This is a genomic window from Caulobacter sp. GW821-FHT12F03, from assembly GCF_058806855.1.
This window is the reverse complement of record NZ_JBXAQC010000006.1, coordinates 210407-234105: the sequence shown is the minus strand read 5'-3', so window position 1 is coordinate 234105 and position 23699 is coordinate 210407. Positions and strand designations below refer to the sequence as shown.

General features: G+C 69.4%; 21 protein-coding genes. 13 read left to right on the top strand and 8 right to left on the bottom strand.

All coding sequences use genetic code 11. From position 1 onward, the window contains the following. Nucleotides 1-14: 14 nt before the first annotated feature. From AC1RN0_RS15080 to AC1RN0_RS15065, 4 genes are all read right to left on the bottom strand, one after another. On the bottom strand, nucleotides 15-1061 hold the full coding sequence (locus tag AC1RN0_RS15080) for a L,D-transpeptidase family protein (protein WP_492788275.1): 1047 nt from the start codon (nucleotides 1059-1061) through the stop codon (nucleotides 15-17). 23 nt (nucleotides 1062-1084) lie between these two features. Beyond that, nucleotides 1085-2038, bottom strand: a complete 954-nt coding sequence (locus AC1RN0_RS15075; protein ID WP_492788274.1) for a D-alanyl-D-alanine carboxypeptidase family protein — start codon at nucleotides 2036-2038, stop codon at nucleotides 1085-1087. Nucleotides 2039-2266: 228 nt separating this feature from the next. Continuing rightward, the gene (locus tag AC1RN0_RS15070) at nucleotides 2267-3826 is read right to left on the bottom strand and encodes a class I adenylate-forming enzyme family protein (RefSeq protein WP_492788273.1); all 1560 of its coding nucleotides are present in this window, start codon (nucleotides 3824-3826) and stop codon (nucleotides 2267-2269) included. 110 nt (nucleotides 3827-3936) lie between these two features. Continuing rightward, nucleotides 3937-6003 (bottom strand): 3-hydroxyacyl-CoA dehydrogenase NAD-binding domain-containing protein, encoded by a 2067-nt coding sequence (locus AC1RN0_RS15065; RefSeq protein ID WP_492788272.1) that lies wholly within the window; start codon nucleotides 6001-6003, stop codon nucleotides 3937-3939. A gap of 98 nt (nucleotides 6004-6101) precedes the next feature. Here AC1RN0_RS15065 and AC1RN0_RS15060 point away from each other — a divergent pair, with 98 nt between their 5' ends. Beyond that, the gene (locus AC1RN0_RS15060) at nucleotides 6102-7289 is read left to right on the top strand and encodes an acyl-CoA dehydrogenase family protein (protein ID WP_492788271.1); all 1188 of its coding nucleotides are present in this window, start codon (nucleotides 6102-6104) and stop codon (nucleotides 7287-7289) included. A 274-nt stretch (nucleotides 7290-7563) separates the two neighbouring features. Here AC1RN0_RS15060 and AC1RN0_RS15055 read toward each other — a convergent pair whose 3' ends face one another. Further along, nucleotides 7564-8208: a hypothetical protein gene (locus AC1RN0_RS15055; RefSeq protein WP_492788270.1), complete on the bottom strand. Its 645-nt coding sequence runs from the start codon at nucleotides 8206-8208 to the stop codon at nucleotides 7564-7566. 135 nt (nucleotides 8209-8343) lie between these two features. On the opposite strand from AC1RN0_RS15055, the gene AC1RN0_RS15050 reads away from it, so the two are divergent. The 5 genes from AC1RN0_RS15050 (at nucleotide 8344) to AC1RN0_RS15030 (ending at nucleotide 13608) form a co-directional block, all read left to right on the top strand. Next, nucleotides 8344-9369, top strand: a complete 1026-nt coding sequence (locus tag AC1RN0_RS15050; RefSeq protein ID WP_492788269.1) for an NADP-dependent oxidoreductase — start codon at nucleotides 8344-8346, stop codon at nucleotides 9367-9369. After that, nucleotides 9369-10160 (top strand): enoyl-CoA hydratase/isomerase family protein, encoded by a 792-nt coding sequence (locus tag AC1RN0_RS15045; protein ID WP_492788268.1) that lies wholly within the window; start codon nucleotides 9369-9371, stop codon nucleotides 10158-10160. Before AC1RN0_RS15050 ends, AC1RN0_RS15045 begins: the two co-directional genes overlap by 1 nt. Before the next feature lie 142 nt (nucleotides 10161-10302). Beyond that, complete coding sequence (locus AC1RN0_RS15040) at nucleotides 10303-11466, top strand: acyl-CoA dehydrogenase family protein (protein ID WP_492788267.1); 1164 nt, start codon at nucleotides 10303-10305, stop codon at nucleotides 11464-11466. After that, entirely contained in the window at nucleotides 11463-12614 is a 1152-nt protein-coding gene (locus AC1RN0_RS15035; protein WP_492788266.1) for an acyl-CoA dehydrogenase family protein, read from the top strand. The genes AC1RN0_RS15040 and AC1RN0_RS15035 overlap by 4 nt, the downstream gene beginning before the upstream one ends. A 208-nt stretch (nucleotides 12615-12822) precedes the next feature. Next, nucleotides 12823-13608, top strand: a complete 786-nt coding sequence (locus AC1RN0_RS15030) for a YMGG-like glycine zipper-containing protein (protein ID WP_492788265.1) — start codon at nucleotides 12823-12825, stop codon at nucleotides 13606-13608. Between the two features lie 85 nt (nucleotides 13609-13693). Here AC1RN0_RS15030 and AC1RN0_RS15025 read toward each other — a convergent pair whose 3' ends face one another. Then, nucleotides 13694-14704, bottom strand: coding sequence for an adenosine deaminase (locus AC1RN0_RS15025; protein WP_492788264.1), 1011 nt, complete (start codon nucleotides 14702-14704; stop codon nucleotides 13694-13696). A gap of 122 nt (nucleotides 14705-14826) precedes the next feature. On the opposite strand from AC1RN0_RS15025, the gene AC1RN0_RS15020 reads away from it, so the two are divergent. The 7 genes from AC1RN0_RS15020 to pgsA all read left to right on the top strand — a co-directional run bounded on the left by AC1RN0_RS15020 (nucleotide 14827) and on the right by pgsA (nucleotide 22315). After that, nucleotides 14827-15021: a hypothetical protein gene (locus tag AC1RN0_RS15020; RefSeq protein ID WP_492788263.1), complete on the top strand. Its 195-nt coding sequence runs from the start codon at nucleotides 14827-14829 to the stop codon at nucleotides 15019-15021. 138 nt (nucleotides 15022-15159) lie between these two features. After that, on the top strand, nucleotides 15160-16416 hold the full coding sequence (locus tag AC1RN0_RS15015) for a GTP cyclohydrolase II (RefSeq protein WP_492788262.1): 1257 nt from the start codon (nucleotides 15160-15162) through the stop codon (nucleotides 16414-16416). Nucleotides 16417-16544: 128 nt separating this feature from the next. Beyond that, nucleotides 16545-17723 (top strand): DUF1688 family protein, encoded by a 1179-nt coding sequence (locus AC1RN0_RS15010; protein ID WP_492788261.1) that lies wholly within the window; start codon nucleotides 16545-16547, stop codon nucleotides 17721-17723. Beyond that, complete coding sequence (gene upp, locus AC1RN0_RS15005; protein WP_492788260.1) at nucleotides 17723-18361, top strand: uracil phosphoribosyltransferase; 639 nt, start codon at nucleotides 17723-17725, stop codon at nucleotides 18359-18361. Before AC1RN0_RS15010 ends, upp begins: the two co-directional genes overlap by 1 nt. A 221-nt stretch (nucleotides 18362-18582) precedes the next feature. Beyond that, entirely contained in the window at nucleotides 18583-19374 is a 792-nt protein-coding gene (locus tag AC1RN0_RS15000; protein ID WP_492788259.1) for an enoyl-CoA hydratase/isomerase family protein, read from the top strand. A 234-nt stretch (nucleotides 19375-19608) separates the two neighbouring features. Continuing rightward, nucleotides 19609-21468, top strand: a complete 1860-nt coding sequence (gene uvrC / locus AC1RN0_RS14995) for an excinuclease ABC subunit UvrC (RefSeq protein WP_492788258.1) — start codon at nucleotides 19609-19611, stop codon at nucleotides 21466-21468. Nucleotides 21469-21682: 214 nt separating this feature from the next. Beyond that, nucleotides 21683-22315, top strand: coding sequence for a CDP-diacylglycerol--glycerol-3-phosphate 3-phosphatidyltransferase (gene pgsA / locus AC1RN0_RS14990; RefSeq protein ID WP_492788257.1), 633 nt, complete (start codon nucleotides 21683-21685; stop codon nucleotides 22313-22315). A gap of 137 nt (nucleotides 22316-22452) precedes the next feature. Here pgsA and AC1RN0_RS14985 read toward each other — a convergent pair whose 3' ends face one another. Beyond that, nucleotides 22453-22611, bottom strand: coding sequence for a hypothetical protein (locus AC1RN0_RS14985; RefSeq protein WP_492788256.1), 159 nt, complete (start codon nucleotides 22609-22611; stop codon nucleotides 22453-22455). 153 nt (nucleotides 22612-22764) lie between these two features. Continuing rightward, nucleotides 22765-23628: a pirin family protein gene (locus AC1RN0_RS14980; protein WP_492788255.1), complete on the bottom strand. Its 864-nt coding sequence runs from the start codon at nucleotides 23626-23628 to the stop codon at nucleotides 22765-22767. Nucleotides 23629-23699: the final 71 nt, after the last annotated feature.

Sequence of the window (23699 nt, the reverse complement as noted above, 5' to 3'; positions counted from 1 at the left end):
AACGGGGAACGGCGTCAGCCGGCGAACTCGACGACCACCCCCGGCTTGACCGCCGCCGCCAGTTGCTGCGCGTCCCAGTTGGTCAGGCGCACGCAGCCGTGGCTGAAGGTCTTGCCGATGTCCTTGGGCTCGTCAGACCCGTGGATGCCGAAGGTGTCCTTCGAAAGGTCGATCCACACGAGGCCCACGGGACTGTTGGGCCCGGCCGGGATGGTCACCTTCTTTTTCGACGTCCCGAAGGTCAGCCGCTTGGGGTCGAAGGTGTAGGTCGGGTTCGGCGCGACGGCGCGGACGGTCATGGTCCCGCTCGGCGCCGGGCGATCCTCGCTGCCGATACTGGCCGGGTAGAAGGCCAGCAGCCGGCCGTCGGCGGCGTAGGCCTTCACGGCCCGCTCGGTCTTGTCGACGACGATGCGCGTCACCGGCGCGGCCAGCGCCTGGACCCGCACCGCCGGCACGGCGATGGTGGTCCCGGCCTTCGTCAGGTCGGCGCCCGGGTTCAGCGCCTGCAGCACCGCCGGCGTGGTGTGGAATTTCTCCGACAGCAGTTCGGCCGGGCCGGAATAGGCCAGCCTGGCCAGCTTGCTGCGCGCCTCGAGGTCGGCGGGCATGTCCGGCACGAAGGGCCCGGCCACGTCTTCGGCGGTGATGACATAGTCGGTCAGGGCCGGGGCGGCGTCGGCCGCGGTCAGCCGGGCGAACACCTCCTGGTCCAGCAGGCCGTCGGCCGGCAGGCCCTGGGCCGTCTCAAAGGCGGCGATCGCCTGCCGCACGTTCTCGCCGGACAGGCCGTCGATCACGCCGGGCGAGAAGTCGGCGCGGTCGAGCAGCACCTGGGCGCGCATCACCACCGGATCGGCCGCCGTCGACGCCGGCGCCGGCGTTGTTCCGGCCACGGCGGGGGCCGGCGTGAACACGGCGCTGTCGATGGTCGCCCGGCTCAGGGCCGGCGGGGTGACGATCGCGGCGGCGGGCACGTCATGGCCCGGCTTGGGATCGGCCCCGTCGCCGCAGGCGGCGAGGGACAGCAGCAGGGCGGCGGAAAGCGGAACGCGGATCACGGGACATCTCCTGTCGGGAGACCTTAAGCGCGCGTCGCGCCCCGCTGTTCCGGCGGCGACCATTCCCAGTGCCACGGCTCGTAGACGTAATTGACGAAACCGTAGCGTCCGGCGTTGCGCACCAGCCAGCGATAGGCGGGCGTCTGCGACTGGGCCAGGCGGTTGGCGTTGTCGGTCGAGTCGACCCGCCCGCCGGGGCCCGCGCCGACGACGATGTCGAACGCCAGCCCCGTCCGGTGGGCCGAGCAGGGCGCCCGGCCGACGTTGTCGCAGCCGCCGTTCAGCAGGCAGGTGACGTCGTTCTCGATCGGGCTGCGATAGGCCGAGAAGATCCGCAGCGCCTGCCGGTCGCGGGCGATCGCCGGATCGGCGGCGCGGGCGTCGGCGACCATATGACGGAAGGCGGCCAGGGCGTCGGCGCGCGCCTGCATCGGCCGGTCGCCATAGGCCTCCTCCGGCCGGAGGGGTGTCAGCGCCTCGATCGGCGGGGCAGGCGGACAGCCGCCGTTGCGGCTCAGCACCACGAACGGCCGTTGCAGGTGCCAGCGCACCTTCATGATGTTGAACGTCTCTGGATCGAGCACTCCGGTCGGCGACCGGCCATGCGCCCGCTGCCAGCCGGCCAGGGCGTTGGCGAAGCCGGGACTGTCGAAGGCGCAGGTCGAGGCGATCTCGACGGCGATGCGCGGGGCGTAGATGCGCCAGCCGGTCTCCGGCGGGCCGTAGGGCGTCCAGGCCAGGCCGTCGAGGTCGGCGGCGTTGCGCGCGGCAGCGGCCTCGAACGCCGGGGCGTCGTTACAGGCCTCGGGCGGTGGGTCGCCCCAGGCCCGACTGTCGCTGACCGGCAGGGCGTCTGGGGAGGACGAGACAGATGTGACCGCGCTGGTCAGATGCGCGCCCGAAGGTCTCGGCGCGAACCAGGCCACGCCCAGCATCGCCACCGCCCAGACCACCACCGCCCAGAAAATCACCCTCATCCCGCCACCCTGCGCCCGAACTCACCGGGAAGGAACGCGCGAACGGGGATTCAGGGACCAACGGTTGGCCACCTACACCATTCCGCTCATCCCGGCGAAGGCCGGGACCCAGGTGTTTTTGAAACGTCCGCTCGCCTGTCGGGCAAAGCGATGCCTTGCCTGAACGAAGGCCGAAGCTTGAAAAAGCCTGGGTCCCGGCCTTCGCCGGGATGAGCGGAGAGGGAGGGGCTATTTCCCCGCCACGTAGGCGTCGCGCAGTTCGCGCTTGAGGACCTTGCCGATGTGGCTGCGCGGCAGGACGTCGATCAGCACCAGGTCCGAGACCCGCTGGGTCTTGCCGACCTTGGCGTTGGTGAAGGTCTTGATCTCGTCGGCCGTGGCGGTCGCGCCGGCCTTGAGCGCGACGAAGGCCACCGGCGTCTCGCCCCAGGCGTCCGACGGCGCGGCGATCACGGCGGCCTCGGCCACGGCCGGATGCTGCACGATCACCGACTCCAGATCGCTCGGATAGACGTTGAAGCCGCCCGAGATGATCATGTCCTTGCGCCGGTCCATCAGCGTCAGGAAGCCGTCCTCGTCGAGCCGGCCGACGTCGCCGGTGCGGATGTAGACCTCGCCGGTCTTCGGGTCGGTCCACTGGGCCTCGGCCGTCTTGCCCGGCTGGTTGTGGTAGCCGCTCATGGTCGCGGGCGAGCGGCCGACGATCTCGCCGACCTCGTTGGGGCCGACCTCGTTGCCCTCCTCGTCGATCATCTTGATGATCGCGCCGGGGCTGACCTGGCCGACGGTGTGCAGCTTGTCCGGATAGAGATGGGCCTGCAGCATGAAGCCGCCGCCGCCCTCGGTCATGCCGTAGTATTCGATCAGCCCGCCCGGCCAGCGCTCCAGCGCCTGCTTCTTCAGCTCGGCGGAGAAGGGCGCGCTGGTGGCGAACTTCATCACGAAGCTCGACAGGTCGTAGCTGTCGAAGTCGGGATGCTCCAGCAGCCGGCGGTACTGCACCGGCACCAGCATGGCGTGGGTCACGCGGTGTTTCTGGGCGGCCGTCAGCCATTTCACCACGTCGAACTTGGCCAGCATGACCACCGTGCCGCCGCCCGCCAGCGCCGGGAAGAAATGCACCAGGGTGGTGTTGGAATAAAGCGGCGTGGAGATGAACGCGACGGCGTCCGGGCCGAAGCCGACGCCGTCCTCGCGCGGGGCCAGGTGGCGCCAGCGCATGCCGTGGCTCTGGACGATGCCCTTGGGCGTGCCCGTCGTGCCCGACGAATAGATGATGTTGAACGGGTCCTTCTTCTCCAGCGTCACCGGCGCGGGCTTCGCGCCCGCCGGCGGCAGCCAGTCGGCGAAGGCCTGGCCGACGTCGGAGCCGTCCAGCGCCACCTGCTTCGTCTTCACCTGGGCCAGCGCCGCGCCCATTTCGGCGGCGACGCCCTTGTCGAGGAAGAACAGGCTGGCCCCGGAGTCGTTGACCATCGCCACGATCTGCTCGGGCGTGGATGAGGGGGCGATCGGCGCCACCGCCGCGCCGGCCCGCAGGCCGCCGAGGTAGAGGGCCGCGTACTCGATCGAGGTCGTGGCGCAGACCGACAGGGCCTGGCCCTTCCGCACGCCGTCCCGCTGCAGCCCGGCCGCGACGCGATCCATCATCACGTCCAGCTCGCCCCAGGTCATCGACCGGTCGTCCTGGATCAGCGCGGCCTTGTCCGGATGCGCCGCGGCGTTGAGGCGGAGAATGTCCGGAACCGTGCCGAAGTCGGCGGTGATCATCTGGGCGAGGGTAGTCATCGCTGGCGATCCAGGGGCTAGGGATTAGGGGCTAGGGACTAGAAACAGAAAAAGGGGCCGGGGCGGAGATGCAGCGCACCTCTAACCCCTAGCCCCTATCCCCTATTCCCTCACTTCAGGTCCTTGAAGCCCTTGCCTTCGGCGGCCAGCTTCTCGAGCAGGGCCGACGGCTTGAAGAAGTCGCCGTGCTGCGCTTCGTAGGCCTTGAGGCGCTCGACGACCTTGGCCAGGCCGAGGCTGTCGGCGTAGTGCATCGGGCCGCCGCGATAGACGGGCCAGCCGTAGCCGTTGACCCACACGGTATCGACGTCCGAAGCGCGGATGGCCTTGCCCTCTTCGAGGATCTTCGCGCCCTCGTTGATCATCGGCAGGATGGTCCGCTCGAGGATCTCGGCGTCGTCGATATCCCGGGCGTTGACGCCCGACCTGGCGGCGAAGTCGCGGATGATCTGCTCGGTGACGGCCGACGGCTTGGCGTTGCGCTTCTCGTCGTAGTCATAGTAGCCGGCGCCGGTCTTCTGGCCGCGGCGGTCCATCTCGCAGAGCACGTCGCGGATCGTCTCGCCCTTCGACGTCTCCTTGTTCCAGCCGATATCCAGGCCGGCCAGGTCGCTCATGGCGAACGGACCCATCGGGAAGCCGAAGTCGTACAGCACGCGGTCCACATCCCAGGGCATGGCGCCCTCGGCGACCAGCTGCTGGGCCTGACGCTGGCGCATGGCCAGCATGCGGTTGCCGACGAAGCCGTTGCAGACGCCGACCAGCACCGCGACCTTGCCGATGGTCTTGGCCAGCTTCATCGAGGTGGCGATGACCGGCTTGGAGGTCTTGTCGCCGCGGACGATCTCCAGCAGGCGCATGACGTTGGCCGGCGAGAAGAAGTGCAGGCCGATGACGCTTTCGGGGCGGCTGGTGACCGCGGCGATCTCGTCGACGTTCAGGAACGAGGTGTTGGTGGCGAGGATCGCGCCGGGCTTGGCGATCTTGTCGAGCTTGCCGAAGACATCCTTCTTGATGTCCATGTTCTCGAACACGGCCTCGATGATCAGGTCGCAGTCGGCCAGGGCGGCCATGTCCAGCGAGCCGGTCAGCAGGCCCATGCGGGTCTCGACGGCCTCAAGGGTCAGGCGACCCTTGGCGGCGGTGTTCTCGTAGTTCTTGCGGATGACGCCGAGGCCGCGGTCGAGGGCCTCCTGCTTCATCTCGACGATGGTCACCGGCAGGCCGGCGTTGAGGAAGTTCATGGCGATGCCGCCGCCCATGGTGCCGGCGCCGATCACGCCGACCTTCTTGACCGGCAGGATCTCGGTGTCGTCCGGAACGTCGGGGATCTTGTTGGCGGCGCGCTCGGCGAAGAACACATAGCGCTGCGCGGCCGACTGCGGGCCCGTCATCAGCTCCATGAACAGGGTCCGTTCGACCTTCAGGCCTTCCTCGAAGGGCAGCAGCGAGGCCTCGACGCACTTGATGTTGGCTTCCGGCGCCATGAAGCCGCGGAACTTGCGGGCGTTGGCCTTGCGGAAGTTGGCGAACACCTCCGGCGAGCCGCCCGCGACCTCGCGGTCGCGCACCTTCTTCAGCGGCATCTTCTCGTCGAGCACCTTGCGGGCGAAGGCGACGGCGCCCTCGAGCAGCTTGCCTTCCTCGGCCAGGCTGTCGACCAGACCCATGGCCAGGCATTCCTTGGCCGGCACGTGCGCGCCGCTGGTCATCATCTCCAGGGCCTTCTCGGCGCCGACGATGCGCGGCAGGCGCTGGGTGCCGCCGGCGCCCGGCAGCAGGCCGAGGTTCACTTCCGGCAGGCCGCACTTGGCCGAGGGCACGGCCACGCGATAGTGGGCGGTCAGGGCCACTTCCAGGCCGCCGCCGAGCGCCGTGCCGTGGATCGCCGCGATCACCGCCTTGGGCGAGTTTTCCATCATGTTCTGGACGTCGAACAGGCTGGCGCCCTTCGAGGCCCCGCCGAACTCGCTGATGTCAGCGCCGGCGATGAAGGTGCGGCCCGCGCAGATCAGCACGATGGCCTTCACCGAGTCGTCGGCGATGGCGGCCTTGAACCCCTCATAGAGCCCGTCGCGGACGTTCGCCGACAGGGCGTTCACCGGCGGCGAGTTCAGCGTGACGATGGCGATATCGCCATCCTGGGTCAGTTCGGTGACGGAATTAATTGCGGCCATGACGCCTCACCCCTATCGTTGACTTTGAAACGCTTGTTTGAGCGCAAACTGCCGAGCCGGACCGCGAGAGTCCAGCGCGCAACACGGGGAGATGACCGATGGATCTCGATTTCCTGCCTGAGCACGCCGAATTCCGGAAGGAAGTCCGCGACTGGATCGAAGCCAACTACCCGGCCGAGACCCGCCGCAAGCAGGAAGCCGGCGAGCACCTCGGCAAGGAAGACATCCTGGCCTGGCACCGCACCCTGCACAAAAAGGGCTGGCTGACGCCGTCCTGGCCGGTCGAGTACGGCGGCACGGGCTGGGATTCGGTGCGCAAGTACATCTTCAGCGAGGAGCTCGCCCGGGCCCAGACCAGCCAGACCAGCTTCGGTCTCGGAATGATCGGACCGGTGCTCTACACCTTCGCCACGCCCGAGCAGAAAGAGAAGTTCCTGCCCGGCACCATGAACGGCGACATCTGGTGGTGCCAGGGCTACTCCGAGCCCGGCGCCGGCTCCGACCTCGCGGGCCTCTCGACCCGCGCCGTGCGCGACGGCGACCACTACATCGTCAACGGCCAGAAGACCTGGACCACCCAGGGCCACTTCGCCGACTGGGGCTTCTTCCTCGTCCGCACCGATCCCGACGCCAAGAAGCAGGAGGGCATCTCCTTCCTGCTGATCGACATGAAGAGCCCGGGCATCACCGTGCGCCCGATCATCACCATCGAGGGCGGCCACGAGGTCAACGACGTGTTCCTCGACAACGTCCGCGTGCCCGTCGCCAACCTGATCGGCGAGGAGAACAAGGGCTGGACGGTGGCCAAGTACCTGCTCGGGCACGAGCGCACCGGCATCGCCGGCGTCGCGCGCTCCAAGCGCGGTATCGAGCGCCTGCGCGAACTGGCCGCCGTCGAGCTGGCCGATGACGCCGAGCCGCTGATCAACGACAGCGACTTCCGCCGCAAGGTGGCCGAGCTGGAGGTCGACCTGGCCGCGCTGGAATACACCGAGCTGCGCAGCCTGGCCTCCGAAAGCAAGGGCAAGGGCCCCGGCCCGGAAGCCTCGCTCTTGAAGGTCAAGGGCACCGAGGTGGGCCAGCGGCTGACCGAGCTGACGCTGGAGGCGGCCGCCCACTACGGCGCGCCCTACCGCGGCGGCATGGGCGGCAACATCGGTCCGATCGGCCCCGACTACGCCGGCAAGGCCGCCCCGACCTACTTCAACATGCGCAAGACCTCGATCTTCGGCGGCTCCAACGAGATCCAGCGCAACATCATCGCCAAGGCCGTGCTGGGGTTGTGACACCTTTCCTCTCCCGCGAGGGAGAGGGGGACCAGCCGGAGGCTGGTGGAGAGGGATGCGCCGTTGCTTGCCGGATTGTCCGGATCGGCGACGTAAGGCCATCCACCACCGGTGCTTCCCTCTCCACCATGCTTCGCATGGTCCCCCTCCCCCTCGCGGGGGAGGACGGCTTGGGAGGCGGAACACCCGCCGAACAAAACTCAACAGGTAGCGGTCGGGCGATGTTCCACCGCTACCCCTTCGGGTTGGTGATTCGTTCTCATCCGGGCCGGCGTCAGCCGAACAGACCGCGGATCCAGCCGGTGATCGCGGCCCAGAGTCCCGCCAGCCAGGCCAGCAGGCCGCCGCCCTTCGCGTCCTTCTCCGGGACGAACCAGCTCGGCGCGGCGGGCGGAGCGCAGTTCATGTTCATGCCGGCGCCCTTGAGGTAGCCGCGGCGAATCTTGCCGGCGTTGATCGCCTCGGCCACGCGCCTGTCGCGCCGTTCAGCCCCCGAGAGCTTGCGCACCCAGCCGCGGAACGGCAGCAGGCTTCGTGTCCTGTCGCCGACCGCGCCGACCGCCGCATCGCCGGCCGCCTGTTTGAGCTTCTGCGTCCTTGTCCGCCGGTCGGGCGGCGGCGGCTCGTCGAGGTCCGGCCCCAGCGCCTCATCCAGCCGGCCGACCTCGCCGGCGATGGCTTCGCAGCGGGTCAGGCCGTCCATCGCGTAGGGCGCGGCGACGGCGCGCTTCAGCACGTCGGGAATGCGCGTGTGCTTCAGGTTCAGGTCGTCGAGCGGAGCGGTCACGGCGTCGCGCAGATCCGGGCGGTCCTGGGTCTCGCCCCGGTCCCGGCGCGCATCCGGCCGCGCGCCGTCCTGCGCCAGCGCGGGCCCGGCGAGGAGGAGGCTCAGGGCGACGATCAGGCTCAGGCTGCGCATGGATCCTGCATAGTCGATTCAACCGCGCGGCGGAATTGCGGCCGCCGGTCGCGACCCCGCCGGAACGCCTTCCCCCCGCGCCATGTAACTGCGTAATCTGACCGTCAGACCGGGAGCCACCCGGCGGGAGGACGCATGACAGGAACAACCCGCCGCTGGGTGCTGGCGCGGCACGTCGAGGGCGCACCGACGCCGGACGATTTCAGACTGGAGGCGCTGCCACTGCCCGAGCTGGCCGACGGCCGGTTCCTGTCCCGCGTGATTCTCAGTTCGGTCGATCCGGGCACCCGCTCGCGCCTGTCCGGCGGCGACAGCTACGCCGGGGCGATGAAGATCGGCGAGGGCATCGACGGCTTCTGCGTCGCGCAGGTCATCGAGAGCAAGCATCCGAACTTCGCCGTCGGCGACCTGATCGCGGCCGGCGGCGGCTGGCGCGAGCATTTCGTCTCCGACGGCCGGGGCTTCATCCAGAAGATCACCGACCGGCGCGTGCCGCTCGGCTGCTGGATCGGCATCCTCGGCGTGCCGGGCCTGACGGCCTGGTTCGGCCTCAACCGCGTGGGGCAGGCGAAAGAAGGCGAGACCCTGCTGGTCACCTCCGCCGCCGGCCCGGTCGGCGCCACGGCCGGCCAATTGGCGAAGAAGCTCGGCCTGCGCGTCGTCGGCATCGCCGGCGGGACCAGGAAGTGCGCCTGGCTGAAGGACGAGGCCGGCTTCGACGCGGTCATCGACTACAAGGCCGAGCCCGACCTGACCGCCGCCATCCGCGCGGCCTGTCCGGAGGGCGTCGACATCCTGTTCGACAACGTCGGCAATGAAATGGTCGACCGGGTGCTGCCGCTGATGAAGCTGCGCGGCCGGGTCGTCGTCTCGGGCCAGGTGGCCGACTACAACGTGCCGGTCGAGCAACGGTACGGCCTGAAACACACCGACGTCTTCATCACCCACCGGGTGCGGATGGAGGGGCTGGTGGTGTTCGACGACATCCGCCAGTTCGGCGCCGCCCAGAGCCAGATGGCCGACTGGATCGCCGACGGCTCGCTGAAGTTCGCCATCGAGGAGTTCGACGGCCTGGAGCGGGCGGCGGAGGCCTTCTGCGGACTGTTCCGCGGCGAGAATTTCGGCCGCCGGCTGGTGCGCGTTTCCGGGGATCCCGCCTGATGAAGTTCGAGGACTACCAGCGCTTCACCTTCCGCCGCGACGGCCGGATGCTGATCTGCGCCTTTAGCGGCAACGCGGTGAACGCCGTCGACGCCCGCATGCACGACGAGCTGGCCGAGCTGTTCGTCGACCTGCAGCACGACGAGGACAGCGACCTGATCATCCTGACCGGCGAGAACCGCGCCTTCTGCGCCGGCGGCGACTTCGACTGGTTCGACGAGCAGATCAGCGACCCCCGGAAGTTCCGCGCCATCGCCTATGACGCCAAGCGTATCGTCAGTGGTCTGCTCGACCTGGAAAAGCCGGTCATCGCCCGGCTCAACGGCGCGGCGGCGGGGCTTGGCGCGACCATCGCCCTGCTGTGCGACGTGATCATCGCCGACGAGACGGCCAAGATCGGCGATCCCCATGTGAAGGTCGGGCTGGTCGCCGGCGACGGCGGGGCGATCATCTGGCCGCAGCTGATCGGCTTCGCCCGCGCCAAGGAACTGCTGATGACCGGCGACCTGCTGTCGGCGCCCGAGGCCGCGCGCATGGGCCTGATCAACTACGCGGTGCCCTCGCGGGAGCTCGACGCAAAGGTCGACGAGATTGCCGGCAAGATCCTCGGCAACCCGCGCTGGGCCGTGCGCTGGACCAAGATGACGGCCAACATCGCGCTCAAGCAGATCATGGTCGCCACCAGCGACGCGGCCGTGGCCTACGAGTCCCTCTCCAACATGACCGCCGACCGCAAGGAGGCCGTCGCCGCCTTCCGCGAGCGCCGGCCGATGAACCTGACGGGGGAATAGGGATGGGGCTGACATCGTGCGTCCTTCGAGACGCTCGCTTGAGGCTCGCTCCTCAGGATGACCGGAAGGGATGGGCGACACAAAAGCTCGTCATGGTGAGGAGCGCGAAGCGCGTCTCGAACCACGCAGGGTCTCACCGCGCATGAGCCTTCCCCCCGAACCCGAACACGTCACCGCCCTGCGCGCGATCCTCCAGCGGTTCGTGCTGGAGAAAGCCCCGGGCGAGAAGCGCCGCGAATGGGACCGCAGCCACACCTTCCCGCGCGACCTGTTCCGCCAGCTGGCGGACATCGGCCTCTGCGGCCTGACCATTCCCGATGCGTACGGCGGCACGGGCCCGGACATCCTCGCGGCCGTCGCGGCCATCGAGGAGCTGTGCCGGGCGGGATCGTTCCTCGCCGGGCCGTTCATCCAGTGCGCCTTCTACGGCGGCATGAACATCGTCGAGAACGGCTCGCCCGAGCAGAAGGCCGCCCTGCTGCCGAAGCTGGCCCGGGGCGAGCTGTTCTTCGCCTACGGCCTGTCCGAGCCCGACGTCGGCGGCGACCTGTCCCAGGTCACCACCCGCGCCCGGCGCGAGGGCGACGAGATCGTCATCACCGGGGCCAAGCGCTGGTGCACCGGCGCGGACTTCAGCGACTACATCTACTGCCTGGTCCGCTCGGACGCCGACGCCCCCGCCCGCAATGGCCTCAGCTTCGTGCTGATTCCGACCAACGCGCCCGGCGTGACCATCACCCCGATCGACCATGTGAACCTGCGCTACACCCTCTCGTCCGACGTCCATTTCGATGACGTCCGGCTGCCGCTGTCGGCGATCGTCGGCGGGCCGGAGAAATGGAACCAGGGCTGGAAGATGCTGGCCGGCCGGGCGCTCGACATCGAGAAGCTGGAGATCAGCGCCTGCGCCTTCGGCATCGCCCAGGCGGCGCTGGAAGAGGCCTGGCGCTACGCCCACGATCGCGTGCAGTTCGGCAAGCCGATCGGCGGCCACCAGGCGGTGCGCCACGCCCTGGTCGACGCGAAGACCAAGCTGGAGGCCTGCCGCCTGATGCTGTGGAACGCCGCGCGTCTGGCCGACGCCGGCGAGCCCTGCGCGGCGGAGACCAGCATGGCCAAGCTGTTCATCGCCGAGGCCGGCGTCGAGATCGCCCTGACCTGCCAGCGGGTGATGGGGGCCTACGCGATGTCGGCGGACTACGATATCGAGCGTAACGTGCGCGACCTGCTGGGCATGCCGATTGTCGGCGGCTCCTCGAACATGCAGCGAAACAACCTCGCCGCGCTCTGGAAACTGCCCTCATGAGTTTCAACGCCGTCGCCGTCGCCCAGTCCTTCGCCGAGGAGATCAATCGCCGCGCGCCCGAGATGGAAAGCGTCCGGCGCCTGCCCGCCGATCTTGCGAGGAAATTCGCCGACGCCGGCCTGTTCCGCATGGTGCTGCCCGCCGCCCTCGGCGGTCAGGACACCCCGCCGGCGCAGATCGCCCTGGCCCTCGAGACCCTGGCCCAGGCCGACGCCTCGGCCGCCTGGTGCGTGATGATCGGCGCGACCATGGGGGCCATGGCCAACCGGCTGCCGGCCGGCGCGGCGCGCGAGGTGTTCGGCGAGCCCGGCGTCATCTCGGCCGGGGTTTTCGCGCCGATGGGCCGGGCGGTCGAGGATGGCGACCACTGGATCGTCAACGGCCGCTGGCAGTGGGGCAGCGGCTCGCAGAACGCCGCCTGGATCGCCGGCGGCGCGGTGCTGATGGGCCCTGATGGTCCGCTCAAGGACGATCACGGCCAGCCGCTGCACCGGATGATGATCTTCCCCGCCGACCAGGTCGAACTGATCGACACCTGGCGCACGGCCGGCCTTTGCGGCACCGGCAGTCTCGACTTCGCCTTGAAGGATGTGCGGGTGCCGAAGGCGCGCAGCGTCGCCCTGCACGCCGACCCGGTGACGGTCGACACGCCGCTGGCCCGCTTCCCGGTGTTCGGGCTGCTGGCCATGGGCGTGGCCGGTGTGGCGCTGGGCAACGCGCGCGGCGCCCTGCTGGCCGCCGGAACGGCCGCCCAGACCCGCAAGGCCTCGGGATCGCAGCGCGTGACCGCCGAGCGCAACGTGGTCCAGGCCGACTACGCCCGCGCCGTGGCGAAACTGTCGGCCGCCCGGGCCCACTATTTCGAGACCATCGGCGTCCTCTGGGCCGCTGTTCAGTCGGGTGAGGCCGGGACCGAGCCGCGTAACCGCCTGCGCCTGGCCTGCGCCCACGCCGCCGAGACCGCCGCCGACGTCAGCAAGGTCGCCTACGACATGATGGGCGGATCGGCGGTCTATCTCGACAACGACCTGCAGCGCCGCTTCCGCGACGCCAATGTCATCACCCACCACGCGATGGTCGCGCCGGCGATGTACGAGCTGACCGGCCGCATCCTGCTGGGTCTGCCGACGCGGACGGACCAGCTCTGACACCGGGGACCTGTACGGCAGGTCCGTGTCCCCAACCGCTTCAAGGCTGCTGGGACGCGCACTGAAGTGCATGTCCCCGCTCCGCGCACGCAACCGGTTGACGTGACCCGCGTTCTGTCAGCGTATCGGGGGTTGGGCGCTCGCGAGAGCGTCGGCCGGTCGCAGGACCGGTCTCCGCTCCGCCCAGTCAGGAAACGGAGCGACGACCATGAAGACCAGGACCATAGCCCTCTCCCTCGCCAGCATGCTGGCTCTCGGCGCCGGCGCCGGCGCCGCGCTCGCCCAGAGCCGCGTTCCCACCTGGGACGAATACAACGCCCAGCAACGCGCCTACGAACAGCAGCAGGGCGACTACCAGCGCCAGCAGGAGGCCTACCGCGACCGTCAGTCGGCCTACGCCGACCAGCGTCGCGCCTATGAAGCCAAGCGCGCCCAGTATCTGCGCGACCAGGCCGCCTATGACCGCCGCTACGGCCGCGGCGCCTACGAACGTCGCTACGGCGCCTGGCGCTATGAACCGGGCTACGCGGCCAACGACGCCGGCTACTACGGCCGGGACGCCTCCACGGGCGGCTACGACCGCTATCGCAACAGCCCCTGTGAGCAGCGCCGCAGCGGCAACACCGCGGCCGGCCTGATCATCGGCGCCCTGGCCGGCGCGGCCATCGGCTCGAATGTCGCCGCCGGCGATGTGCAGACCGAAGGCGCGGTGCTCGGCGCCGTGGTCGGCGGCGGTCTCGGCGCCAAGATCGGTCGCGACAGCGCCCGCTGCGACGCCAGGGGCTACTGGTACAGCAAGAGCGAAACCATCCCCTACCGCGAGGCCCGCTACTACCGTGATCGCGGCGAGCGCAGCGGCCAGTACGGCTACAACGACTACTACCGTCGCGGCTGCCGCCTGGCGGCCGCCCCGACCGAATACGGCGGCCGCACGGACTATCGCTACGTCCGCGTCTGCCCCGACCGTCAGGGCCGCTACCGCATCACGGGCTAGTTGAAGACGGGGACATGTACCGAAGGTACGTGTCCCCTAAGCCCGCGCCCTCGATTGGGGGACACGTACCTGCGGTACATGTCCCCTAGGCCGCATACGCGTCGATCGCCGCCAGGTGCAGCGCGACCCGCTCTTCATCGAGGAACGACCCCGTGAAGCTGTTCTTCGCCAGGGTCACGATCTCCGCCCGCGACAGGTCGAGCGCCCGCGCGGTCTGGACGAAGTTCTCGCCGATGTAGCCGCCGAAATAGGCCGGGTCGTCGGAGTTGCAGGTCGCCTTCAGACCCAGGTCCAGCATCCGCTTCATCGGGTGGTCCTTCAGGTCGTTCACCACACAGAGCTTCAGGTTCGACAGCGGACAGACGGTCAGGGTCATTTCGCTGGCCACCAGCCGCTGCACCAGCGCCGGATCCTCAAGCGCCCGGTTACCGTGGTCGATGCGGTCGACCTTCAGCAGATCCAGCGCCTCCCAGACATAGTCGGGCGGGCCTTCCTCGCCGGCGTGAGCGCTCAGCGTCAGGCCGCGCTCCTTGGCCGCCTTGAACACCTTCTGGAACTTAGACGGCGGATGTCCGACCTCGGAGGAATCCAGCCCGACCCCGACCAGATGCTCGAGCCACGGCTCGGCAGCCTTCAGCGTGGCCATCGCCGAGTCCTCGTCGAGGTGGCGCAGGAAACACATGATCAGGCCCGAGCTGATGCCCAGCTCCCGCTCGGCCGTCTTCATCCCGGCCAGCAGGCCGTCGATGGCGATCGAGAAGGGCAGGCCGCGGTCCGTGTGCGTCTGCGGGTCGAAGAAGATCTCGGCATGGACCCCGCCGTCGGCGTGCAGCCGGCGGAAATAGGCCATGGCCATGTCGTGGAAATCCTGCTCGTTCTGCAGCACCCCTGCGCCCTGGTAGTAGATGTCGAGGAAGTCCTGCAGGTTGGAGAAGGCGTAGGCGGCGCGCACCTCCTCGACCGAGTTGAACGGCATGTCGATGCCGTTGCGCCGGCCGAACTCGAACATCTGCTCGGGTTCGAGGCTGCCCTCGATGTGCAGGTGCAGTTCGGCCTTGGGCAGGCCGCGGATGAAGTCTTCGTCGGTGTCGGTCATGACGCCATTCCACGGTTTCGGGCCGCCGGGGTCAAGGCGCGCCGGATGTCGGCGAGACGACACACCGTGTCGAACCCGCATGTTATGTATCACCTCGCTATACCCAAAACGGGGATCGAGGCTTGCGCACCTATACGTTCTACATCTGGGATGCGCGGTACTCGGTGCCGTCGCTGGCCTTCATCGATGCCCGCGCGGACGCGCTGGTCGCCGACCTCGCGCGGCGCAAGCTCGAGGAGTCCGATCATCACCTGGCGGTGGAGGTGCTCGACGGCGACACCCTGCTGCTGCGCATCGCCCGCGAAAACGCCCAGTAATCGCGCCGACCGGGCCCGCTTTTCCGCCGCTTGCCAAGTCGAAATCTCCGGAGCACTATCCTCGCTCAAAGGCTCCTCGCCGGCGAAAACCGGGAGGAGCCTTTTCGATTCTGGAGGCGCCGAGCGCGCGCGAACTGAATGTCTGTAAATCGCCAAGGCCACATCCGCCTGACATCCCACCCGGGATCAGGCTCGCCCAGCCGTTTCCCCCTGACCTGGGGCGCCCCGACCGCCCGTGAGCGCGGCCCGGTCGTCGCCACGGTCAATGCGGGCGGGGACCGCAACGCCATCGGCGCCCACGGCGGCGCCTATTCCATCTACCGCTCGCTGGCCATCGCGTCCGGCGCGCTCAATCCGCTGGTCCGGCCCGACCTGACCGACACCGCGCCGGTCGTCGACGTCGGCCCGTTCGGCCAGTGGGCTGATCCTCACAAGATCGTCTCGCTCGATCCGTGGGGCCACCGCATCCAGCAGGACTTCGCCGCCGAGGTGGCCGAGGGGGTCGACATCCGCCCCTCGATCGCCATCACCAAGGCCCGCCTGACGCTGCCGGAGATCAGCGACGCCATCGACGCCGGCCGGTTGAAGATCGACGGCACGGTGATCCACGAGACCCGCGACGTGGCCGTGACCAAGGCCGCGCTCGATCCGGTCTGGTACCTGCCCGGCATCGCCGAGCGCTTCGAGGTCGACGAAACCACCCTGCGCCGCACCCTGTTCGAGCAGACCGGCGGCATGTACCCCGAGCTGGTCACCCGGCCGGACATCAAGGTGTTCCTGCCCCCGATCGGCGGCATCACCCTGTACATCTTCGGCGACCCCGCCGCGATCGCCGATCCGGCCCGCCGCCTGACCTGCCGCGTGCACGACGAGTGCAATGGCAGCGACGTGTTCGGCTCCGACATCTGCACCTGCCGCCCCTATCTGATCCACGGCATCGAGGAGGCCGTGCTCGAGGCCCAGAACGGCGGCGCCGGCCTGATCGTCTACAATCGCAAGGAGGGCCGGGCGCTCGGCGAGGTGACCAAGTTCCTCGTCTACAACGCCCGCAAGCGCCAGCCGGGCGGCGACCAGGCCGCGACCTACTTCGAACGCACCGAATGCGTCGCCGGGGTTCAGGACGCCCGCTTCCAGCAGCTGATGCCGGACGTGCTGCACTGGCTGGGCATCAAGCACATCGACCGTTTCGTCTCGATGTCCAACATGAAGCACGACGCCCTGGTCGAGGGCGGCATCACCATCGGCGAGCGCGTGCCGATCCCCGCCTGGCTGATCCCCGATGACGCCAGCGTCGAGATGGAGGCCAAGAAGGCCGCCGGCTACTTCACCCCCGAAGGCGCCCCCTCGGCCGAAGACCTGAAGAAGACGGTGGGACGTGATCTTGGGGAGTTCTGAGGCCGGGCGGGTGCAAGCAAAAATGGCTGTCATCCTGAGCAGCCGCGCAGCGGCGTGTCGAAGGACGCACAAGCGGTTTGCGTGGTTCGACACGCGCTCTTCGAGCGCTGCTCACCATGACTAGTGAAATGCAGGCCGCCCGAACCCTGCTCTCCGCCGCCGCGGTGCGCGAGCGGGCGCATGAGATGCTGGCCATCGCCGAGGCCGGCGGCCTCGCCGACTGGCGCGTCGACCTGGCCCGGCTGCCGGCCGCGGCCGACATCGTCGCCGGCGTGATCCGCGGGCAGTACCCGACGCTGCAGGTGCCGTTCCACGCGCGCTGGCGGCACTTCGTGGTCGGCGGCCGCGACCTGTGGGCCGAGCTGGCCGCCACGGCCGACTGGCCGGACGCGCAGACGAAAGCCCGCGCGGCCTTCGACTTGGCCATCACTTCGGTCCTGCTCGACGCGGGCGCAGGGCCCAGCTGGCGCTACCTCGACGCGCCGACCTGCACCGAGACCAGCCGCTCCGAAGGCCTCGGCGTCGCCAGCCTGCGGCTGTTCCAGTCGGGCGCCCTGTCGGCCGCCGAGGACCGGCTGCGGGCTGACAACCTGGCCAACCTGACCGCCGCCGCCCTCGCCGACGCCTTCCAGGTCTCCGACCGCAATCCGCTGGTCGGGCTGGAGGGCCGCGCGGCCCTGCTGCGCCGGCTGGGCGCGGCGGTCGGCCGGCCCGGCGACCTGTTCGACGTGATGGCCGCCCGCGCGACGGACGGCCGCCTGCCGGCGCCGGTCATCCTCGAGGTGCTGCTCGAGCGGCTCGGCCCCATCTGGGAGAACCGCCTGAGCCTCGGCGGCCTGCCGCTTGGCGACACCTGGCGCCATCCGGCGATCAAACGCGACGACGCCACCGACGGCCTCGTGCCGATCCACAAGCTGTCGCAATGGCTGGCCTACAGCCTGATCGAGCCGCTGGAAGAGGCGGGCATCACCGTCCACAGCCTCGACGGCCTGACGGGCTTGGCCGAATACCGCAACGGCGGCCTGTTCATCGATGACGGCGTGCTGGTCCTCAGGGACCCGCTCGACCTGACCCGCGTGCATGGTGTCGGCGACCCGCTGGTGGTCGGCTGGCGCTCGATGACCGTGGCCCTGCTCGACCGCATCGCGCCGCTGGTGCGCGAGCGGCTGGGCGTGGCCGAGGCCGACTTCCCGCTGGCCCGCGTGCTCGAAGGCGGCACCTGGGCCGCCGGGCGCGTGCTGGCCCGCGACCGGCGCGACGGCGGCGGCCCGCCCCTGACCATCACCAGCGACGGGACCGTCTTCTGATGCGCAAGTTCTCCGGCGTCACCGTCGTCGACCACCCGCTGGTGCAGCACAAGCTGAGCCGCATGCGCGACCGGGCCACCTCGACCAAGACCTTCCGCGAGCTGATGCGCGAGATCTCGACCCTGCTCTGCTACGAGGTCACGCGCGACCTGGCCCTGACCGACCGGCCGGTCGAGACGCCGCTTGAGACCACCACCGCCCCGGAGATCGCCGGCAAGAAGCTGGTCTTCGCCCCGATCCTGCGGGCCGGGGAGGGGATGCTGGAGGGCATGCTGACCCTCGTCCCCTCTGCCCGCGTGGCCCACATCGGCCTCTACCGCGACCCGGGCACGAAGGCGGCGGTGGAGTACTATCTCAAGGTTCCCGAGACCATGGCCGAGCGCCAGGTCATCGTCATGAACCCCCTGCTGGCCACCGGCGTCACCGCCCGCGCCGCCGTCGACCGGCTGAAGGAGGAGGGGGCGAAGGACCTGCGCTTCGTCTGCATCCTGACCTGTCCCGAAGGCATCGAAGCCCTGCGCGGCGACCACCCTGACGTGCCGATCTGGACCGCGGGTATCGACCGCACGCTCGACGAGCGAGGGTTCATCCTGCCGGGCCTGGGCGACGCCGGGGACCGGCTGTACGGGACGCGGTAGGTCGAGCCCGTCCCGTTCTCCTTCCTCCCCCGTGAGGGGGAGGGGGACCAGCCGGAGGCTGGTGGAGAGGGAGACACAACGGGTCGCCGATGAAGGCACGGGCGATCCGCCCATCCCCGCCAACCCTCGCGCCTCCCTCTCCACCCTGCTCCGCAGGGTCCCCCTCTCCCTCGCGGGAGAGGAATGGAAGAGAGCGACAGGAACGGCTATCCCTTCCCCCCATGAACGAAGCCTTCGAAACCCTGCTCACCGAGACTCCCGCCGAGGGCGTGCTGCTCGTCACCCTCAACCGGCCCGAGGCCGGCAATTCGCTGTCGACCCGGATGGCCGAGGAGCTGCTGGCCCTGTGGACCGACCTGGCGACGCCCGGCGCCACGCGCGTCATCATCCTCACCGGGGCGGGTGCGAAGATCTTCTGCGCCGGCGCCGACCTGAAGGAGCGCGACGGCATGACCGACGCGCAGTGGAAGGCGCAGCACGTCCTGTTCGAGACCATGCGCGACGCCCTGGTCGCCCTGCCGGTCCCGGTCATCGCGGCCGTCAACGGCGCGGCCTACGGCGGCGGCTTCGAGATCGCCCTGAACTGCGACTTCATCTACGCCGCCGACAGCGCCCGCTTCGCCCTGCCGGAGGTCAAGCTGGGCATCATGCCGGGCCTCGGCGGGGTGCAGAACCTGGTCCGCGCCGCCGGCGAGCGCCGCGCCCGCGAGATCCTGCTCGCCGGCGACCCGTTCACCGCCGCCCAGGGGCTTGCGTGGGGCGTGATCAACGCCGTCTACAACCCCGCCGGCCTGATCCCCGAAGCCGTCGACCTCGCCAAACGCATCGCCGCCAACGCGCCGCTGTCGGTGCGCAACATTCGCCGCGTGGCGCGGGAAACGGCCGTGCTGGGCGGGGCGGAGGCGATCGCCGTCGAACTGGCCGCCTACAACGAACTCACCCCCACCGAAGACCGCCGCGAGGGCGTCGCGGCCTGGGGGGAGAAGCGGAAGGCTGAGTGGAAGGGGCGGTAGGCGCTGACCCTTCCTCCCTGGCGTAGCCGGGGAGGGGGACCGCCCGGAGGGCGGTGGAGGGGCGGCGCGAGTGCGAGCGGCCCAATCCTGAATTCGGGTCTTTCCGGCGCGTCCGGCGCTGACCCCTCCACCATGCTCCGCATGGTCCCCCTCCCCGCGAGCGGGGAGGAACAGCGTCGTGTTGCTGCCAACACCCCCTGACCAGCCCCGCCCGACTCCCCTATATCTCTACGCGTGACCACCGCCGCTGACATCCCCCTCACGGGCGCCGCCCTCATCGCCGACCACGCCAGGCGGCTGCCGGACGCGCCGGGCGTGTACCGGATGATCGGCGAGGATGGCGAGGTGCTCTATGTCGGCAAGGCGCGCTCGCTGAAGAAGCGGGTGATCCAGTACGCCCAGGGCCGTTTCCACACCAACCGCATCGCCCACATGGTCGACCTGACCCGGTCGATGGAGTTCGTCTCGACGCGCACCGAGACCGACGCCCTGCTGCTCGAGATCAACCTGATCAAGCAGATGAAGCCCCGCTTCAACGTGCTGCTGCGCGACGACAAGAGTTTCCCCGAGATCGTCATCCGCCGCGATCACGCGGCGCCGCAGCTGCGCAAGCATCGCGGAGCCCACACCATCAAGGGCGACTATTTCGGCCCGTTCGCCTCGGCCGGCGCCGTCAATCGCACGCTCAACACCCTGCAGAAGGCCTTCCTGCTGCGGTCCTGCAGCGACAGCGTCTACGAGAGCCGCACCCGGCCCTGCATGCTGCATCAAATCCGCCGCTGCGCCGCGCCCTGCACCGGGCTGATCGCGCTCGACGACTACGCCAAGCTGGTCGAGGAGTCCGAGGCCTTCCTGCGCGGCAAGAGCCGGGCGGTGATGCAGCGGCTGTCCGAACAGATGCAGGCGGCCTCCGACGAGCTGGAGTTCGAACGCGCCGCCCGCCTGCGCGACCGCATCCGCGCCCTGTCGTCGGTGGCCCAGGAGACCCAGGTCAATCCCGAGACGGTCGACGAGGCCGACGTGTTCGCCCTGTTCGCCGAGGGCGGCCAGGCCTGCGTGCAGGTGTTCTTCTTCCGCGCCGGCCAGAACTGGGGCAACCGCGCCTACTTCCCGCGCGTCGACAGGAGCGACACCGACGCGGAGGTGATGAGCGCCTTCCTCGGCCAGTTCTACGACGACCGGCCGATCCCCCGGTCGATCCTGGTCAACGTCCAGCCGTTCGAGCACGAGCTGTTCAGCGAGGCCTTCTCGATGAAGGCGGGCCGGAAGGTCGAGATCGTCCAGCCCAAACGCGGGGAGAAGAAGGCGCTGGTCGACCAGGCTGTGCTCAACGCCCGCGAGGCGCTGGGCCGCAAGATGGCCGAGAGCTCGGCCCAGGGGAAACTGCTGGCCGGGGTGGCCGAGGCCTTCGGGCTGGAGAGCCCGCCCGAGCGGATCGAGGTCTACGACAACAGCCACATCCAGGGCACCAACGCCGTCGGCGGCATGGTCGTGGCCGGGCCCGACGGCTTCCAGAAGAACCAGTACCGCAAATTCAACATCAAGGGGACCGAGCTGACCCCCGGCGACGACTACGGCATGATGAAGGAGGTGCTGCGCCGCCGCTTCGCCCGCCTGGTCAAGGAAGAGGAGGAGGGCGACGACAGCGCCCGCCCGGACCTGGTGCTGATCGACGGCGGCAAGGGCCAGCTCGACGCGGTGCTCGAGGTGATGGCCGACCTCGGCGTGGACGACATCCCGGTGGTCGGCATCGCCAAGGGCCCGGACCGCGACGCCGGGCTGGAGCGGATGTTCATGCCGGGCAAGACGCCGTTCATGCTCGAGCCGAAAAGTCCGGTGCTGTATTATTTGCAGCGTCTGCGCGACGAGGCCCACCGCTTCGCCATCGGCACGCACCGCACCAAGCGGTCGATGGAGATGAAGAAGAACCCGCTCGACGAGATCGACGGCGTCGGCCCCGGCCGCAAGCGCGCCCTGCTGCACGCCTTCGGCTCCGCCCGCGAGGTCGGCAAGGCCACCGTCGGCGACCTGATGAAGGTCGACGGCGTCAGCGAGCCGCTGGCGCAGCGGATCCACGACTTTTTCCGGAAGTAGAGCCGTCAGTCCTCCCCGCACCGCGGGGAGGGGGACCATGCGGAGCATGGTGGAGGGGTTGCGCGGAACCAGCCCGGAGGACCGGAATTCAGGATAGGGCCGCTGGGGCCGGCGCCGCCCCTCCACCGCCGTCCCGGCGGTCCCCCTCCCCAGCAGGCTGGGGAGGACCGGCCACAGCATTGGCCCCCGCGCCAAAACCCGCTACTCAACCCCGATGAAACACCTGCCCAACATCCTCACCGGCCTGCGGCTGATCCTGACCCTGGTGGTCTTCCTGGCGATGCTGGGGCTGGCCTCGCAGCCGTTCGCCATGTGGGCCGCGGGCAAGGGCGCCGATCCGGCGACGGTCCAGAGCACGCTCTACTTCACGGCCTTCTGGGGCTTCGTCGTCGCGGCGGTGACCGACTTCTTCGACGGCTGGCTGGCCCGCCGGTACAAGGTCGAGAGCCTGCTGGGCGCGATCCTCGACCCGATCGCCGACAAGGTGTTGGTCGCCGGGGCGGTCGTCGGACTGGCGATCCTCGGCTCCTGGATGGTGGCGGCCGCCGGCGGCCTGATCCTGTTCCGCGAGTTCGCCGTCAGCGCCCTGCGCGAGACCCTGGCGCCGAAGGGCCTGAAGCTGCCGGTGACCCTGCTGGCCAAGTGGAAGACGACGCTGCAGCTGGTGGCGCTGGCCGGACAGCTGTTCGTGCCCGGCTGGGGCTTCTGGGACCTGCCGCGCGACATGGCCCTGGTGCACCAGGCGATGATGGCCGCCAACGTGGTGCTGTGGGTCGCCGTGGCGGTGACCCTGTGGACCGGGATGGAATACGGCCTGGCGGCCAGGAAGGCGCTGAAGGTCGGCTAGAGCCTGCGTCCTTCGAGACGCTCGCTTGAGGCTCGCTCTTCAGGATGACGTAGAAGGTTGGGCTGCAAATCGGGTCGTCATGGTGAGGAGCGGACCCTCAGGTCCGCGTCTCGAACCACGCACGCCGCCCGACGCCCTCACTCCGCCGCCAACAGCCACGGTTCCTCCGGCGGCTCAACCTCCACCACTTCCGGATCGGTCGGCCCGAACAGCAGCCAGTCGCTGACCGGCTCCCGCTCCTGTTCGGCCCGCAACAGTCGGGCGATCTGACCGGGTCCCAGGCCTTGGAGAATCATCGTCGCCTCCGCGATTGCGTTCCAGTTGAGAATGGTTCGCAATTGGGGCGGAGGCAAGGCCCCTGGTAGGGGCTAGGGAATAGGGACTAGGGGTTAGTTGGCCTGTCGCACTGCATCTAGCCCCTAGCCCCTAGCCCCTAACCCCTGTCTGCCCTACGGCAGCGGAATAAACTCCCCATCATCCAGGTCCGGCAGCTTCATCCGGCCGGCGCGCCAGTCGGCCTTGGCCTGTTCGATGCGGTCCTTGCTGGAGGACACGAAGTTCCACTCGATGAACCGCTCGCCGACCGGCTCGCCGCCGATCAGGATCACGCTCGCCGCCGTCAGGGCCTTGATCGGCACGGTCTGGCCCGGCTCGAAGATAACCATCTGGCCCTCGCCGATCATCTGGCCGTCGATTTCGACGCTGCCCTTGGCGATATAGGCCGCGCGCTCGGGGTATTCCGCCGGCAGGCCCGCGGTGACGCCCGCGCCCAGCTCCCAGTGCACATAGAACAGCGGCGAGAACACCGGCACGCTGGCCTTCACCCCGAAGGCCGAGCCGGCCACCAGCCGCGCGGTCATGCCGTCGCCCTGGTAGAAGGGCAGGTCCGCGTCGCCGGCGTGATGCGAGAAGGCCGGCGCGGTCTCCTCGGCCTCATTGGGCAGGGCCAGCCAGGTCTGGATGCCGTCCATTCGCCCGCCGTGCGCGCGCAGACCCTCGAACCGCTCCGAATGGGTGATGCCGCTGCCGGCGGTCATCCAGTTGACCTCGCCCGGCTTGATGACGATGTCCGAGCCGACGCTGTCGCGATGGGTCATCTCGCCGTCGAACAGGTAGCTGAGGGTCGACAGGCCGATGTGCGGATGCGGCCGCACGTCGACGCTGCGCGGGAAGCCGGGCTGGAAGTCGGCCGGGCCCATGCGGTCGAAGAAGATGAACGGCCCGACCATCCGCCGCGCGGCCTGGGGCAGCACGCGGCCGACCTCGAACCCGCCGAGATCGCGCCGGTGCTGGTCGAGGATGAGGTCGATCATGGAGAGCTCCTGGTCAGGGGGGCGGATCGCGGAAGATGGCCCCTGCTCTCGCGGACGGGAAGAGGGGACGG